Source organism: Ottowia flava, from assembly GCF_008017535.1.
In the GTDB taxonomy this organism is placed as follows: domain Bacteria; phylum Pseudomonadota; class Gammaproteobacteria; order Burkholderiales; family Burkholderiaceae_C; genus Ottowia; species Ottowia flava.
Window position 1 is genome coordinate 39,216 of the sequence record NZ_VRUA01000001.1, and the last position, 15,641, is coordinate 54,856.

The window sequence follows — 15,641 nt, forward strand, 5'->3', positions numbered from 1 at the left end:
TGCGCAGGCGCTTACTTGCGCATCAGCACTTTCAGTGCGTTTTGCAGGCGGCGGGCGGTGGCTTCATCGTGCGGTGTGGCCAGGACTTTGCCGGTGTCGGCGGCCCAGGTGTCGGCGGGCGACGGGTCGTTGCGGCGGGTCAGCAGTTGCAGCTGCAGCGCGCGGCGGGCGTCCAGGTGCTCGGCGGGCGTGGGCACGTCGGCGGCCATTTCCAGGCGCAGCAGGGCTTCGGGCGCGCTGCCTTGCGGCGCGGCCTGCACGGCCTGCACCCAGGCGGTGCGGGTGCTGCCGCTGACGCCCTTGCCCAGCTCTTGCGCGCTGGGCAGTTTGTCGGCCTGGCGGTCGGCCCAGGCGCCCATGAGTTGCGTCAGCGTTTCGCCGTGCGCTTGCGCGGCCAGTTTGCGCAACTGGGCCTGGGCGTGTTCGACGGCGTCGCGCTGGGCGCGGAAGGCGGCGTCGCCCAGGCGCGGGCCGCGGTCTTCGCGCGGCCCGCGGTCGCCGAAGCGGCCACCACCGTCGCGGCGGTCACCAAAACGGCCGCCTCGGTCGCCACCAGGGCCACCGCGGTTGTCGCGCCCACCGGGGCCACCGCGGCCGTCGCGGCGGTCACCGAACTTGCCGCCACGGCCCGCGGGGGCGGGCTCGGCGCGCTTGGCGCCAGGGCGGTCGTCGCCGCGCATGGCGATGACGGGTTTGGGTGGCGCCTTGGGCGGTGCGGCGGGGGCCGGCGTTTCAGCCGCGGGCGCGTCGGTGGCTTCGCCTTCGGCGGCCGGGGCGGCATCCGCTGCGTTTTCTGTAGCTGGTTGCGCAGATTCCGCGCCGGTTTCAGGCGCTTTTTCTTCCGAGGCGGCGGGTGCTGGTGCGGCAGCAGCGGGTGCGGCGGCCGGTGCCGGCTGGGCGCGCGTGGCGGCTTCCAGCGCAGCCATGGCGGCGCGGATGCGGGCGGCATCGCCACTGGCGTTGGCTTCTTCCAGCGCCTTGGCGGCGTCGAGCACGGCGCGGTCGTGCGCGCTCATGGCGGCGGCGTGCTTTTCGCGGTCAACGGTCTTGCGGTTGAAGGCGTCGTCGATCGGCTTGCGGAAGGCGTCCCACAGCTTTTGTTCGTGCTTGCGGTCCAGCGGCACGGCCTGCGCTTCGGCCTGCCAGCGCTGCTGCAGCGACTTGACGGCGTCGATGCGCAGCTGCGGCGCGGCGCCCAGCTCTTCGGCCTCGGCGATTAGGCCCTGGCGGCGCGCGGTGCTGTGCTTTTGCGCGGTTTCCAGCGGCGCGGCGGCGGCGTGGATGGCTTCCTTCCACTTGCCCTGCAGTTCGCCAAAAGCCTTTTCGCTCAGGTGGCCGGCGTTGCGCCAACGGTCGGAGAACTGGTGGATCTGGCGGTTGAAGGCCTTCCAGTCGGTGCCCTCGCCCGCACCGGCGTGCGCGGCGCCGAAGGCCTTGACCTCGTCGATCAGTGCCATGCGCTGCGACTTGTGTTCGGCCGCTTCGGCGCGGACCTTGGTCAGCCATTCGTCGACGTGCTTGTGCGCGGCGTTGATGGCGCGGTCAAAACGCTTCCACAGGCCGTGGTTGGGCGCGCCGCCCTGGTCGGCGGCCTTCCATTCGTCGCGCAGCTTGCGGATGGTGTCCTGCAGCTTGCGACCGCCCATGGCGGGCACGAGTTCGTAGCCGGGCTCCAGCGCTTCGGCGGCGGGCGCGGCCTTGGGCGCGGCGGCGGCCGCGTCTTCGGCGGCGCCGGCCTGTTCGGTGGCCGTGGTGGCGGCGTTGGCTTCGGCGTTCTGCGCGTTGGCGCTGGCGTCGGCGGGCGCGTTCACTTGATGGGCGGCGGCCTGCGCGTCTTCCATCGCACCGGCTTCTTCGGTGGCGCGGGTGGCGGCGTTGGCCTCGGCGCTGGCGGCGGCCGAATCGGCGGCCGGTTCAGCGGGTTTTCCGGCGTCAGCGCTAGAACCGTCTGCGCCGGCAGCTGCGTTTTCTGTAGCAGCGGCGGCTTCGGCTTGGCCGGCGGCTTCGGTCGCCGTGGTGGCGGTGTTGGCCTCGGCGCTGGCAGCGGCGGACGTGGCTTGCGCGTCCTGCGCGGCGCCGGCTTGCTCGGTCGCGGTGGTGGCTTCGTTGGCCTGGGCGCTGGCGTCGGCGGCGCCCTTGATCTTGCGCTTGACCATCAGCGCCTCGGCCTTGGCGACCAGCTGTTCGCGCACCTTGTCGGCGCTCCAGCGCTGCCAGCCTTCCAGCTCGCCCGCGGACACCAGCGTGGCGTGCACGCGCGCTTCGAGCGCGTCGTCGATCAGGCGGCCATGCGCCTTGAGCGACTGGCGCAGCGCCTGCGTGGCGCTGTGCATGTTCTTGGTGTGGCCGGCGGTGACGGCCTGCTCCAGCAGCTTGACGCCGGCTTCAACGGCCTTTTGCGCGGCGTTGCGCTGCTCGGGGTCGACGCGCGGCTTGGCGGCGGGTTTGGCGGCGTCTTCGGTGCCAGCGGCGGCGACGGGCGCTTCACCGCGCGCGGCGCGCAGCTCGTCGGCCCACACCGGTACGGGCGGCAGCGGCGCGGCCTTGTCGGTAGCCGCCGCGGTGGCCTGCGCCAGCGCGGCGACGAAGGCGTCGCGCACGGCCGTCAGTTGGGCCTGCGCGGCTTCGAGTTGCGGCGGGTAGCGCACGTCCACGCTCAACCACTGCGGGTCGGCCAGCAGCAGGCGCGCGTGGCTGCGCCACTGTTCGACGTCGGTGGCGAGACCGGCTTGCTGCGCCTGCGCGTCGGCCAGCGGCTTGGTGGACAGCAGCTCGATGCGCTGCGCCAGCATGACGGCGGCTTCGCGCTGCACCATCACGCGCTGCTGCAGGTCTTCGACCTTCTTGACGCGGTCGACCAGCTGCGCGCGCAGGCTGGCCAGCGGCTCGCGCGACAGCGGCGCGCCGGCCTTGGCGGCGTCGCGCTGCCAGGCCAGGGAGTCGGCGATGTTCAGGCGCGCGGCCTGCAGCAGGGCCTGGGCCTTGGCTTCCCATTCGGCGGCGACCGCCTCCTGGCCCTTGGCGCGGCGCAGCTCTTCGAGCTTTTCACGCAAGGCCTTGGCCGCGCCTTTGTCCTTGGACGACAGTTCCTTGTAGACCTCTTGCATCTGGTCGGGCGTGGGGTCGCTGGCCAGCCAATCGCGTACGCGCTGGGCGCGTTCGCCCGAAGTGGCGGCGGAAAACACGCCGCCCGTCATGGCGTCGAGCGGGTGCGCTTCAACGGCCTTGGGCGCGGGTGCGGCGGCCTCGGGCTGGGGGTCTTTGGGTTCGCGAGAGAAGGGAAACATGGCTATGGAATCGATCGTTGGCGCGCGCAGACACGGCGCGCCCGGAACTGGGTATTTTCACCCGGAAATGCTTCAGCCCTGCGGGCGAGGTGTGACCACGGCACCGATGGACCCATGCCGGGCCCTTCCCACGGTCATCGGCGGGGCACATCGCGCCGATGACAGAGGCCGATCAGGGCCATCGGCCGGCACGCCGCAGGGCCGTTGGGCAACCCTGGCGCGGCGCCCTCAGCGGGCGCTCAGGTTCAGTTCGGCCCGCGGCGACCAGGCGCTGCGGGTCGCGCCCTCCGCCCCGCTGGCCGCGCTGGCGGGCGCGTCGGCGGCCGTGGCCTGCTTCGCCGGCTGCGCCCCGCTGCGCGCGGCGCCCAGGAACACGCGGTCGGTCGGCAGCTTGCGCGCGGCCAGGTAGTCCTTGACGGCGACGCCGCGCTGCGTGGCCAGTTGGCGCATGGCGTCTTCGCCGACCTCGATCTGGGCCATCAGCAGCGCCTCCATCTCGGCCACCGGGATGTCCTTTTGCAGGCCGATGGCGTTGCGCGGCTTGCCCGGCAGGTCGGCGCGGCGGTACAGGCGGCGCAGCAGCTGCGGGTATTCGGCGTCGGTCACCGTCACCGCGGCCGCGGCGCCCGAGGCGGCGCCCGCTGGCGCACTCGCGCCCGTCGCGGGGGCCGCAGCCGCTACAGATTCCGAAGCTGCCTGCGCTGGTGTGGCGCTGGCTGCACCCTGATTCGCCCGTTTTTCCGCGGCGACCAGGGTCTTCAGCCGTTCGCGCTTGTAGCCTTCGCGCTCGGCCGCCAGGCTGGAGGTGCCGACCACCGTCAGCTTCAGCGTCGGCCGGTCGGTCAGCGCCTTGGCGACCTTGTCGAGCTGCTCGCGCGCCTTGGCGTTCAGCTGCGCACTGCCGGGCGCGAAGGCCACGTTCGACATGTCGTCGCCCGGCCCGCCGCCGAGCGCGCGAGCCAGCAGCGTGAACGGCGCGGTGATGGCCTTGCCGATGATGTTGATGATGGCCTTGACGATGATCGGCCCGACCGAGAACTGCGGGTCGTTCAGCGAGCCGCTGATCGGCAAGTCCAGATCGATCACGCCCTTGCTGTCGGCCAGCAGCGCCGTGGCCAGCTTGACCGGCAGGCTGGCGGGCGCCCCGGCGACGGCTTCGCCGAATTCCAGCTGGTTCAGCACCAGCTTGTTGGTGGCCGTGAGGCGCCCGTCGGGCTCGACCTTGTAGGCCACGTCCATGCTGAGCTTGCCGCGCTCGATGCCGTGGCCGGCGTACTTGACCGAATACGGCGACAGCGGCGGCAGCTCCAGATCGCTGACCTTGGCCTGGATGTCCAGCGCCAGCGGCTTGGCCAGCGGGTTGAGCTTGCCGCGGATGTCCAGGCCGGCGGTGCCTTCAGCGCGGCCGGTCAGCTCCAGATCGGCCATCTGCGGTGCGCCACCCGGAGGCACCGAACTGAAGGCGCTGAGCGAGCCGTTCAGCTCGGTCAAATCGGCCGAATAGTTGGGCCGGATGAAGCGGTCGGAGAAGAACACCTTGCCGTTGCTCAGCTTCACCGGGCCAAAGCGGATGACCGGCGCGTTCGGATCAACCTGTTGAACGATTGGGGCTGCGACCGTCGCTGGACCTGCGGCGGCAGCTACAGAACCTGTAGCGTCACCGCTGTTCTCGCCGGCCGCGGGCTGGCCGACGGCGGCACTGCGCGTGGCCACTGGCGCGGCAGCGGCGGTGACCGTGGCGTCGCCGTCCTTGGACTTGACCAGATCCTGCAGGTTGATGCGGCCATTGGGGTGGATCAGCAGGCGGGCGTAGAAGTCGGACAGCTGCGTGTCCTTCACGTCGACCTGAAGCGGCTTGCCGGGATCCAGCTGCACGTCCACGCCGCCCAGGCGCAGTTGCTTCCAGCTGAGCAGTTCTTCGCCCAGGCCGCCGGCGCGGTCGGCCCCGGCGCCGGGTGCCAGCGGGGCTTGCGATCCGCCCGAGGCGCGCGCCACGGCGCTTGCCTGATCACCGCGGGCCGCCGCCGGGCGCGCCGGACCGGTGGCCGTGGTGGTGCGGCTGCCGCCCAGGTTGCGGTGCGTGGTCGATGCCGGCGCGCCGGGCGCGGGCGGTGCGTCGGCACCGCCGCTGGCGGCGCTGCCGGGCCGGCTGTGGGTGCGCAGCTCTTCCACCAGCGCGTCGCCAGTGACGCGGGCGCGCGGGCCCTGCGCGGTCTGCGTGAAGTCGACCTTGCCCTTGAAGCTGGTGTCGGCGCGCAGGATGTCGATGTTCAGCGCCTCGCCAAAGTACGGCTCGAAGGCGTGCACCGGCAGGCGCACCGCGTCGACCTGCCCCTGCGCGCTGAGCGCGGGCAGCACACCGACCTGGCCGCGCCAGGACAGGCGCCCGGGGTCGGACCGGCCCGCACCCAGGCGGGTGACCAGGGCCACCTGCATCGGCTGGGCGGCGTTCAGGTCGATCTGCTTGGCCGTCAGGTGCAGTTGGGTCAGCTCGGCGCGCACCGGCTCGGCCATGGCCAGGTCCTGCCAGCCGACGTTGCCGTCGTCCACCGCGAGTTCGGCGACCTGCACCTTCCAGGGAAAGTCGGTCTTGGGGCCCTTGCTGGCCGCGGCGGGCGACTTGGCAGCGGGCTTGCCCTTGTCCGCGGCCGGCTCGCCTGCGGGTTGGCGCAACCAGCGCTCGAACATCAGGCGCTGCTCGGCGTCGCGCGCCACGTCGATCTGCGGCTTTTGCAGCGCGACCTTGCCGACGGTGACGGCGCGGCTGCGCAGGTCGACTAGCACCTGGTCCAGCGCCAATTCGTCCACGCTGCCCAGCACGCCCGGAGCGCGGGCACGGCTGCGGGCACCGCGCGCCGGCGCGGCGGGCGCCGTGGCGCCGCTCTCGTCGGTCAGCAGCAGGTGGCTGAGCACCAGGCGATCGGCGGCGACCTTGAGCTCAGGCGGCAGGTCGACGGCCTTGGGCGGCGCCCATTGCAGGCCGACGTGGGCGTCGAGGTTGCCGGTCAGCTGCGGCACCAGGTGCGGCGCCAGGTAGGGCGCGGCCAGCGCCAGCGGCAGCGCGGCGATGCGGGCGTTGACCTCGGCGCCTTGCAGGCTGGCCGTACCCTGGAATTCCAGCGAAGGCACGGCGCCCAGGGCCGAGGCGTGCACGGTGGACACCGGCGCCGAGGCCGCGCCTGCGGGCGCTGCGGCGGTCTGGAGATGTGGTGGGGTGTCGGCTTTGGCGCCAGCCTTGGGTTGGGCGCCGGCCTTCGCGTCGTCGGTCTTGGCAACCGCCTTGCCGCCGGCTTTGGCGGCCTTCGCGTCCGCCTTGGCGGCGGCTTTGGTGGCCGGCTTGGCGGTCGCTGGCGCGGGCAAGGCCTTGGTCAGCCCTTCGGTGCCGACCAGCGCGGCCGAGCCGTTGAAGGCCACGGCCTGTGCCATCGGCCAGGCGATGCGCTGGGCGGCCAGCTCGACCTCGTTCAGGCGCACGGTGGCGGCGGCGCTGGTGTCGCTCAGCGTGGTGTCGTCGGTCACATCGACCGTGCCGCCGTGCACGGCCAGTTCGTCGACCTGCACCTTCCAGACCGGGGCCGCCGATTTGGCGCCGGTGGCCGCAGCCGATGCGCCGGACGCGCGCCGGGCGGCCTCGGACGCGGGCGATGCGGGGGTCAGCACAGAAGCAGACGCCGTTGCGGAGGCGGGCGCGGCCGGCGGCGCTGCGCTGGCGGCGCTGACCGGCGATTTGGCATCCAATGTGCCTTCAGCCCTACTGCCATCTGCGCGGGCAGCTACTGTTTGAGGAGTTTTTGCTGCCGACTCCGACACCAGCAGGTTGATGCGCCCGCCCTTGTCGCGGCGCACGGCGACGTGCGGGTTGGTCAAATCGACCTTGGCCAGGTGGATCTTGCCTTCCAGCGGCCGCACGTCGGCCAGTTGCACCTTCAGGCCGTCGAAGGCCACGGCGTCGGCGCCCTGCCCGTCCTTGGCCTTCAGACCGCTGACCTCCAGCCCGCCCAGGACGCGCAAGCTGGGCTGCGGCGTCTGCTCGAAGCCCAGGCGCAGGTCGGCATCCAGCGTGGCCGCTTCCAGCTTGATCGGCAGGCCGGCCGGCACGTAGCCCAGGTAGGGCGCCAGATCGAGCTTGCTGAACCGGAAGGCGGCGTCGGTCTGGCGCGAATCGGTGAAGGGCAGCGCCGAGGCGCTGGAGTCGAACGCGCTGCCGTTGGCGACAAAGGCCAGCTTGGGCTGCACCTTGATCTCGCGCTGCGACGGCAGGTTGCTGATGAAAGGCACGTTCAGATGCAGATCGCGCACCTGGTGCTGGCGCCCGACGGTCTGGTCGTCAAAGTCGATCTGGCCGCCCTGCACCTGGATGTTGTAGAGGGCAAAGCGCGCCGGATCGCCCGGCTCGGCCGGTTGTGGGCGCGCGGCGAACTTGGCCAGGATGTCGTCGATGTCGTAGTGGCCGTTGCCCAGGTGCTTGAGGCGCAGGACCGGCGCATCGACCTGGATCGCGTCCATCACCGGCGCCAGGCGGACCAGCGATTCGATGTCGGCGTCCACGTAAGCGCGCTGGATCTGCACCTGCGGCGGGGCGCCCGCAGCGCCGGCCACAGCCAGGTTGCGCAGCGTGAGTTCTAGCGTCCAGGGCTTGAAGTCGACCTCGCCAATGGTCACGGCGCGGCCCAGCTGTTCGCTGGCGATCTTCTGCGCCTGCCATTTCAAAAGCGGCGGCACGGCCAGCCAGCCGACGGCCCACAGGCCGAGCACACCGGTCACCGTCCAGACCGCGCGGCGCGCCCAGCGGTTGGCGGGAAGGTGGCGCTTCAACCGCCCGCCTACGGGGCGTTGGGGCGGCGCAGTTGGCGGTGCGGCGGAGGGGGTGGACTCGGGGGATTCGCTGGCGCCAGACGTCATGAGCGCATTGTCGCCGCAGGGTCAAGCCCTGTTGCCGAACCACGTCAGAACCTGGCAACCCAATGCAACTGGGGCGCACATCTGTGCGGGATATCACACGCAGGTGCGCTGCACGCCACACTCCCTCTTCCCCCGCGCAGCGGTTGCGGCTAGCGGCGCCGCGTGAAAACAGGGTGTGCAGAGCGAGGAAAGCCCGGCTTCGAGGCCTGGGGCCTGCCCGCCGGGCTTTCTAGGCAGTGTGGCAAAAGCGCCGTGATCTGCCGGTTTTCCGCACAGGAAAGCTGGTTGTTTCCAGATGCGGGAAGGCAAGGATTGCCTTCAATGGATGGCTGGAGGTGGGCCCATTCTGCTGCATCGTCTGCAACTGACCGGCTCCTGTCAGCCTGATGCCCGAGTAGCTCGGACGGTCTCACTTTAGAAGCGGATCAGTGCGCACGCCAACGGAAAAATTCAATATGCCGCTTCAGTCAGATTGGGCAACTCAATCGGTTGGTGCCCGCTCGCTTGCCAACGCCGCGCTGCGGCGCTTGTGGCGGGTAAACCCGTGGTTTCGATGGGCTGGCATCGGGGTTTTTTATGCGTTTTTAGAATTTCAACTCCAGTTTTTTAGCTTGACCGGCCATATAGAGGATCCTAAAATCCACCGATTCCGACCAAATTGGTAGGAGATAGAGATCCTGACTTGCTGCCGATCCCCGGCAAGCCGTGCGGCCAACGCCCACACGATGCGTCAGTGCCTTGGGTCAGCGACCGTCTGACCGGCACCGCCCACGGCCATGGACTGAAGTGCAGGACGCCCCCGCAGTACCCGTTCGCTCCTGAGGCGCTTGGCCCCATGGACGGTGCGTGCGGGGACGTCATGACAAGGAGTGCTATGACAGCCAAAGCGAGATTCGCCGCAGTGGGACGCGGCGCTCGAACCTTCGCCACCGATGTGGCCGAAGGTTTTTTTGAGATCACCCACAACAGCCTGGCCCTCCTCGGGGTGGCCGTCGTCGTTATCGCGGCCCTGCTGGCGACCCGCCCCGACCTGCGTGCGCAGGGCGAAGAGCGCCTGACCAGCTGGTTGACCGCCCGCAAGGTGGCCGCCATGGGCATCCAGCCCGAGCTGGGCGCCATCGAGCGTGCCACCGCCGCCAACCCGAGCGATCTGCCGCGCGAGCAGGCCACGGTGGCGCTGTGGATCGCCAAAAAGTACCGCGTCGCGCCCGAGCCCGTCGCCGCGCTGGTGGCCGAGGCCTATGAAGTCGGCCGCGCCAACAAGCTCGACCCCACCCTGATCCTGGCCGTGATGGCGATCGAATCCAGCTTCAACCCCTTCGCGCAAAGCCCCGTGGGCGCGCAGGGCCTGATGCAGGTGATGACCGAAATCCATTCCGACAAGTACCAGCACTTCGGCGGGCAGTACGCAGCGTTCGACCCCAAGACCAACCTGCGCGTCGGCGTCAAGGTGCTGCAGGAATGCATCGCCCGCGCCGGCTCGGTCGAGGCCGGCCTGAAGTGGTACGTCGGCGCCGCCAACCTGCCCTCCGACAGCGGCTACGCCGACAAGGTGCTGGCCGAGCACGGCCGCCTGTACCAAGTGGCCAAGGGCAAGCCCATGCCGACCAGCCCGGGGCTGCGCGCCGAGGCCAGACCAGCGCCTGCCCCGGTCAAAACGGTCGACGCGGTCAAGGTGGCGTCGATTTCCTGACACGTCGGCCACGCTGCCGCCAGAACGGGCCCTTTCGGGCCCATTTTCTTTTTTTGCACAAGTCTTCTCAGCCGTCACTGGCGCGCTGCACTGGTCGCTTCGTCGGCTAAACTCTCGCGCGTGCGCAACTGGCGATAGGCCCGCCCCTGGCGGAGCCGACGTGGATTTCCGGTCGATGCTTTCGACCACCCACCACGGGGAAGCGCGCCGCCCGCTGAGAACCTTTCTTCTCGCGCGGCGTTTTCCGCCGTTCGCCTGGGCAGCCCTGGTTGGCTTTGCGCGCCGATCCGGGATCACCTTGCACCAAGGACTGCCATGTTCAACCGCAGCACCCATCCCCTGTCTTCCGTTGACGCCGACGTCTGGGCCGCGATCCAGAAAGAGCACCAGCGCCAGGAAGACCACATCGAGCTGATCGCCAGCGAAAACTACACCTCGCCCGCCGTGCTGGCCGCCCAGGGCAGCCAGCTGACCAACAAGTACGCCGAGGGCTACCCCGGCCGCCGCTACTACGGCGGTTGCGAGTACGTCGACATCGTCGAGCAGCTGGCCATCGACCGCGTCAAGCAGCTCTTCGGCGCCGAAGCCGCCAACGTGCAGCCGCACTGCGGCGCCAGCGCCAACATCGCTGCCTTTATGGCGTTCTTGAAGCCCGGCGACACCATCATGGGCATGAGCCTGGCCGAAGGCGGCCACCTGACGCACGGCATGCCGCTGAACATGTCCGGCAAGTGGTTCAACGTGGTCAGCTACGGCCTGAACGACCAAGAAGCCATCGACTACGACGCGATGGAGAAAAAGGCGCACGAGACCAAGCCCAAGCTGATCATCGCGGGTGCCTCGGCCTACAGCCTCGAAATCGACTTCGCGCGCTTTGCCAAGGTGGCCAAGGACGTGGGCGCGATCTTCATGGTCGACATGGCGCACTACGCCGGCCTGATTGCCGGTGGCGAATACCCCAACCCCGTGCCGCACGCCGACGTGGTCACCAGCACCACGCACAAGAGCCTGCGCGGCCCCCGCGCCGGTTTCATCCTGATGAAGGCCGAGCACGAAAAGGCGATCAACAGCGCCGTCTTCCCCGGCCTGCAGGGCGGCCCGCTGATGCACGTCATCGCGGCCAAGGCTGTCGCCTTCAAGGAAGCGCTGGCGCCCGAGTTCAAGCAGTACGCCAAGCAGGTGAAAGCCAACGCCAAGGTCGTGGCCGACACCCTGACCGAGCGCGGCCTGCGCATCGTCAGCGGCGGCACGCAAAGCCACGTCATGCTGGTGGATCTGCGCCCCAAGGGCATCACCGGCAAAGAAGCGGAAGCGGTGCTGGGCAGCGCCCACATGACGATCAACAAGAACGCCATCCCCAACGACCCGGAAAAGCCGATGGTGACCAGCGGTATCCGCGTAGGCACGCCCGCCATGACCACGCGCGGCTTCAAGGAAGACGAGGCCCGCGCCACGGCCCACCTGATCGCCGACGTGCTGGACAAGCCCAAGGACGAAGCCAACCTGGCCACCGTGCGCGCCAAGGTGGCCGAGCTGACCAAGAAATTCCCGGTCTACGGCGGCTGATCCTTCGCCTGGGCCGACACCACGGCGCCGCTCCGTCAGGACGGCGCCGTTTTTCCAGGTCTGATTCGCTGCTATATTGATAGCTGGCTGCGCAGATGGCTGTAGCGCTGCAAGCCGTTTTGATTCAAAACCACCGGTTCCACGCATGCACTGCCCCTTCTGCGCCCACACCGAAACCCAGGTCGTCGACACCCGCGTGGCCGACGACGGCGGCTTCGTGCGGCGGCGGCGCCAGTGCGGGCACTGCGGCAAGCGCTTCACCACCTACGAGCGCCCGGATGTCAGCTTCCCCAGCATCGTCAAAAAAGACGGCCGGCGCGTGGCGTTCGAGCGCGCCAAGCTGCAGGGCTCGCTCGACCTCGCGCTGCGCAAGCGCCCGGTCAGCACCGAACAGATCGACGGCGCCATCGAGCGCATCGAAGAAAAGCTGCTGGCCACCGGCGCGCGCGAAGTGCCTTCTGCGCGCCTGGGCGAGCTGGTCATGCGCGAACTGAAAAAGCTCGACAAGGTCGCCTACGTGCGCTTTGCCAGCGTGTACCGCAGCTTCGAGGATATCGACGAATTCCGCGCGCTGGTGGACGAGGTGCGGCGCTGAATGCAGTCGCAGGCGGTGCCAGCGTGGCCGTCGCCACCGTTGCGGCCGTCGGGTCCATCTCCGACCGCGTGGGCCGCGGCACTGGCTGGCGCGCTGGTGCTGCACGCCGTACTGCTGCTGTGGACGCAGCGCGTCGAGGTTCGCCCGCCCGCGCAGTCCCGGCCCGCTGCCTGGCACGTCAGCTTTCGCACCGCGGCTGCGCCTGCGCCGGCCACGGCGCCCGCCCCAATACCTGCGCCGGTCGCGCCCGTCCCGCTGCCGCCTGAACCCGCCACCACGCCGGCGCCCAGCCCCCAGCCGCGCCCGCGCGTTCGCCCCGCGCCGAAACCGCCGCGCCCAGCGCCGCCCCCCGCGGTCGCGCCGGAGCCACCCGCCGAGCCGCCGCAACCGCCCGCGTCCAGCGCCCTGCCCGACACATCGCGCACCGCGCGCGCCCAGGGCGGCTGGTTGGAGGCGACCAACGCCGACCAGGCGCCCGCCCCCATCGACAACACCTGGCGCCTGGCCGACGGCCCCTGGCCCTCGACGCACCCGCGCGTGCTGCTGCAGCTGTGGATCTCGTCCGAGGGCGTGATCGAGCGCTACGAGCTGCTGGGCGACGCCGCCCAGGACCGCGCCGTGCGGGCGCTGATCGCCCCCATCATCGAAACGCCGATGACGCCCGCCATGATCGGCCGCGTACCCGTGCCCAGCACCATGCGCATTGAGCTGTGGGAGGGCGACGCGGGCGCGCCCGACTTCATCGGCCCGCTGGCGCGGGACACCGTGCGTGGCATGGGCGCCGCAGGACGCGCAGCTTCGCCCCCATGAGCTGGCAGCGAAGATCAGGCGAATTTTTCATAAAAATAGGCCTCAAGCGCTACAATCACCTGCGCGGACAGCTATGCTTTTGCTAGCAACCGGGAACACTCAACCCACCGTTGCTTCAGCCTGAGCGCGCAGCGTGGCCTCGGTCGCCGCGTCGGCGGGGTAGAACAGCTCCACCGTCAGTTCCGCCAGCGTCACGTCGCGCGGCGAGCCGAACGTGGCCTGTGTCGTGAACATCGACAGCTGGCCGCCCTGCCCGTCCGCCAGCACGCAGTGGATCAGCAGCGATTCGGCGTAGCCGTGGCGCTGCGCCGGCGCTCCGTCGCGCAGCGCGATCACGTTGGGGTAGGCGGCGATTTCTTCGGCCAGCGCGGCGAGCGCCGGATCGTCCGTGGCTGCGCGGGCGCGTTCCAGCTCGTGCAACAGGTGCTCCGCCCATTCGGCGAAGTTCAGCGTGTGGGCGGCAAAGCCGTCGGGGTGCAGGCTGGCGCGCAGCATGTTGATCGGCGTGGTGGCCAGCGCGGGCGGCAGCAGCGCCAGCATGCCTTGCGCGGCGGTGTTGGCCAGCACCACGTTCCAGTGCCGGTCGAGCGCGAGGCCGGGGTACGGGTCGTGCGCGGCCAGCAGGCGTTGCAGGGCGGCGCGCACGGCCTGCATGTCGGGCGCGTCCAGCGAAGTTTCGGCGTAGCGCGGGGCGTAGCCGGCGGCCAGCAGCAGGTCGTTGCGCTCGCGCAGGGGCACGGCCAGGTGTTCGCTCATGGACAGCAGCAGCTCCGGGCTAGGCCGCGAGCGGCCGGTTTCGACAAAGCTCAGGTGGCGCGGCGAGATGCCCACGTCCAGCGCCAGGGCAAGCTGGCTGAGCTTGCGGCGCTGGCGCCATTCGCGCAGCAGCGGGCCGACATCGCGGCGCGCCGCCGTGCGCAGGCCGTGCGGCGCGCCGCGGCCGGGGTGGGCGGAAGGCATGGCGCTCATCCCTTGAACGGGTTGGCGGTGGCGAACCACAGGCCGATTCCGGTCGCGATGATGAAGGCGCCGTCCAGCAGACCGGCGGCGATGAAGAAGCGCCCTTGCAGCTCGGTGCCCAACTCGGGCTGGCGCGCACTGGCGTCCAGCAGGTGCGCGGCGGCCAGGCCGATGCCGATGCAGGACGCCGCGGCGGGCACGCCGACGATGAAGGCGACGGCCAGGGGAAGCAGGTCGAAGTTCATGGTGATCTCCTAGAACAAGGGGCAGTGTCGCCCCAAAACGGTGGGTGCAGCGTCAGGCGCCGGCCGGGCGCAGGGCAAGCGCGGCGCGCGAGCGGCGCAGGCCCCACCATTGCAGCTCGGCAAACACCACGACGATCAGCGCGTGCAGCACCAGGTAGGCGCGGCCCCAGCCATTGGCCTGCGCGCCCACGTCGCCCAGCAGCAGCGTGATCGCCGCCAGCGCCCACAAGGCGTTGCCACCGATCACGGCCCAGACGGCGCCGGCGCCCAGCCCGTCGGCGCGGCCCAGCCAGATCAGGCCGACGCCCCAACCAAGCAGGAACACGCCGGTACCCAGCAACAGCGCGGAAGGCAGCGCCAGCCACGACGCCAGCAGCGCACCGGCCAGCAGGTGGACAGCGGCGACGGCCAGGCCCATGGCGCCGTCCGCCAGCAGCACCTGGCGCAGGAAAGAGGTGGGATGGGTGTGCTTCATGCGGTTTCTCCTGTCACGGTGGGCAGACCCCCTTGGTCTGCCCTGTGTAGCAGTTTCCGCAGGCGGCGGCTGCGCGGCAATTACCCGTCAGGTAAGGCGCTTGTGCCGGAGCCGGGCAAAAAAAAGCCCCCGACACAGGTCGGAGGCAGGCAGGTCTGAGGACCTGGGAAGGGGTCAACCCGGCGGCGTGTGCGCCTTGACCCAGTGCGCGATCTGCGCTGGGTTGGTCATGGCACCGGGCTGGCGGGCGACTTCCTTGCCGCCCACGAACAGCGCCAGCGTCGGGATGCTGCGGATATTGAAGCGCGTGCCCAGGGCGGGCGCGGCTTCGGTGTCGACCTTGGCCACGCGCACGTGCGGCTCCAGTTCGGCGGCGGCTTTTTCATAGGCGGGCGCCATCATGCGGCAGGGGCCGCACCAGGGCGCCCAGAAGTCGACCAGCACGGGGATCTGGTTGCGGCCGATCTGCTTGTCGAAAGCCGTCACGTCGTTCAGCGCCACCGGGTGGCCGGTGAACAGGGGCTGCTTGCACTGGCCACAGGTGGGGTCGCTGCCGAGTTGTTCGGCGCGCACGCGGTTGGTGGTCTGGCAGTGGGGGCAAACGATGTGCAGGGCTTCGGCTTCGCTCACGGCAATCTCCGGGTTAGGCGGCAGGGGCGGCGTCGGGGGCCGCGCTGTCGGCGGCGGGGCCCGACGGCGTGCGGCGTGCGGTGTCGATCGCCTTGCGGGCCTGCAGTTCGGCGTTCATGGCGGCGTCGAGCTGAGAGCGGCACAGGCCGGCCTCGTTGTAGAACATGTTTTCGTACACGGTGGCCGCAGCCGGGCTTTCGTCGAGCAGCGGTTGCCAGTCGACGCTGTCGTCGGATAGGAATTCGACCAGCCGAGCGACCACGGTGCGGTACTGGTGCGCGTCGACGGGGACGCGGCTCGCATCCAGCCGCTCCAGCAATTGCGCCAGCACGGCCGCGGTTCGAGAGGGGGATTGCAGGGTTTTCATAGGTCTGCACGTGGGGGCGGTGCGGGCCATTGCAAGGGCGAGGGATGCCCCGGAAACACGCTCGAAAGCCCGCACGATCCTCCGCCATTTCGGCCGATTTTTACTTCTATT

At 70.2% G+C, this 15,641-nt stretch carries 11 protein-coding genes; 4 read left to right on the forward strand and 7 right to left on the reverse strand.

From position 1 onward, the window contains the following. Nucleotides 1-11: 11 nt before the first annotated feature. Nucleotides 12-3,287, reverse strand: coding sequence for a DUF349 domain-containing protein (locus FVQ98_RS00145; RefSeq protein ID WP_147911400.1), 3,276 nt, complete (start codon nucleotides 3,285-3,287; stop codon nucleotides 12-14). A gap of 228 nt (nucleotides 3,288-3,515) precedes the next feature. Next, nucleotides 3,516-8,189 carry a DUF748 domain-containing protein gene (locus tag FVQ98_RS00150; protein WP_147911401.1) on the reverse strand — a complete coding sequence of 1,558 codons (4,674 nt, stop codon included), beginning with the start codon at nucleotides 8,187-8,189 and terminating at the stop codon, nucleotides 3,516-3,518. An 874-nt stretch (nucleotides 8,190-9,063) separates the two neighbouring features. On the opposite strand from FVQ98_RS00150, the gene FVQ98_RS00155 reads away from it, so the two are divergent. The 4 genes from FVQ98_RS00155 to FVQ98_RS00170 all read left to right on the forward strand — a co-directional run bounded on the left by FVQ98_RS00155 (nucleotide 9,064) and on the right by FVQ98_RS00170 (nucleotide 12,853). After that, nucleotides 9,064-9,882 (forward strand): lytic transglycosylase domain-containing protein, encoded by an 819-nt coding sequence (locus FVQ98_RS00155; protein ID WP_147911402.1) that lies wholly within the window; start codon nucleotides 9,064-9,066, stop codon nucleotides 9,880-9,882. Between the two features lie 315 nt (nucleotides 9,883-10,197). Beyond that, nucleotides 10,198-11,448 (forward strand): serine hydroxymethyltransferase, encoded by a 1,251-nt coding sequence (gene glyA, locus FVQ98_RS00160; protein ID WP_147911403.1) that lies wholly within the window; start codon nucleotides 10,198-10,200, stop codon nucleotides 11,446-11,448. Between the two features lie 145 nt (nucleotides 11,449-11,593). Then, nucleotides 11,594-12,043 carry a transcriptional regulator NrdR gene (gene nrdR / locus FVQ98_RS00165; protein ID WP_147911404.1) on the forward strand — a complete coding sequence of 150 codons (450 nt, stop codon included), beginning with the start codon at nucleotides 11,594-11,596 and terminating at the stop codon, nucleotides 12,041-12,043. Continuing rightward, nucleotides 12,044-12,853, forward strand: a complete 810-nt coding sequence (locus FVQ98_RS00170; protein ID WP_147911405.1) for a hypothetical protein — start codon at nucleotides 12,044-12,046, stop codon at nucleotides 12,851-12,853. Between the two features lie 99 nt (nucleotides 12,854-12,952). Here FVQ98_RS00170 and FVQ98_RS00175 read toward each other — a convergent pair whose 3' ends face one another. From FVQ98_RS00175 to FVQ98_RS00195, 5 genes are all read right to left on the reverse strand, one after another. Next, nucleotides 12,953-13,813 carry a helix-turn-helix domain-containing protein gene (locus FVQ98_RS00175; protein WP_147911406.1) on the reverse strand — a complete coding sequence of 287 codons (861 nt, stop codon included), beginning with the start codon at nucleotides 13,811-13,813 and terminating at the stop codon, nucleotides 12,953-12,955. A 5-nt stretch (nucleotides 13,814-13,818) separates the two neighbouring features. Then, entirely contained in the window at nucleotides 13,819-14,058 is a 240-nt protein-coding gene (gene atpE, locus FVQ98_RS00180) for a F0F1 ATP synthase subunit C (protein WP_147911407.1), read from the reverse strand. Between the two features lie 52 nt (nucleotides 14,059-14,110). Further along, nucleotides 14,111-14,533, reverse strand: a complete 423-nt coding sequence (locus tag FVQ98_RS00185; protein WP_147911408.1) for a hypothetical protein — start codon at nucleotides 14,531-14,533, stop codon at nucleotides 14,111-14,113. 174 nt (nucleotides 14,534-14,707) lie between these two features. Next, nucleotides 14,708-15,163, reverse strand: coding sequence for a thioredoxin TrxC (gene trxC, locus FVQ98_RS00190; RefSeq protein ID WP_147911409.1), 456 nt, complete (start codon nucleotides 15,161-15,163; stop codon nucleotides 14,708-14,710). A gap of 13 nt (nucleotides 15,164-15,176) precedes the next feature. Continuing rightward, nucleotides 15,177-15,530 (reverse strand): hypothetical protein, encoded by a 354-nt coding sequence (locus FVQ98_RS00195; RefSeq protein ID WP_147911410.1) that lies wholly within the window; start codon nucleotides 15,528-15,530, stop codon nucleotides 15,177-15,179. Nucleotides 15,531-15,641: the final 111 nt, after the last annotated feature.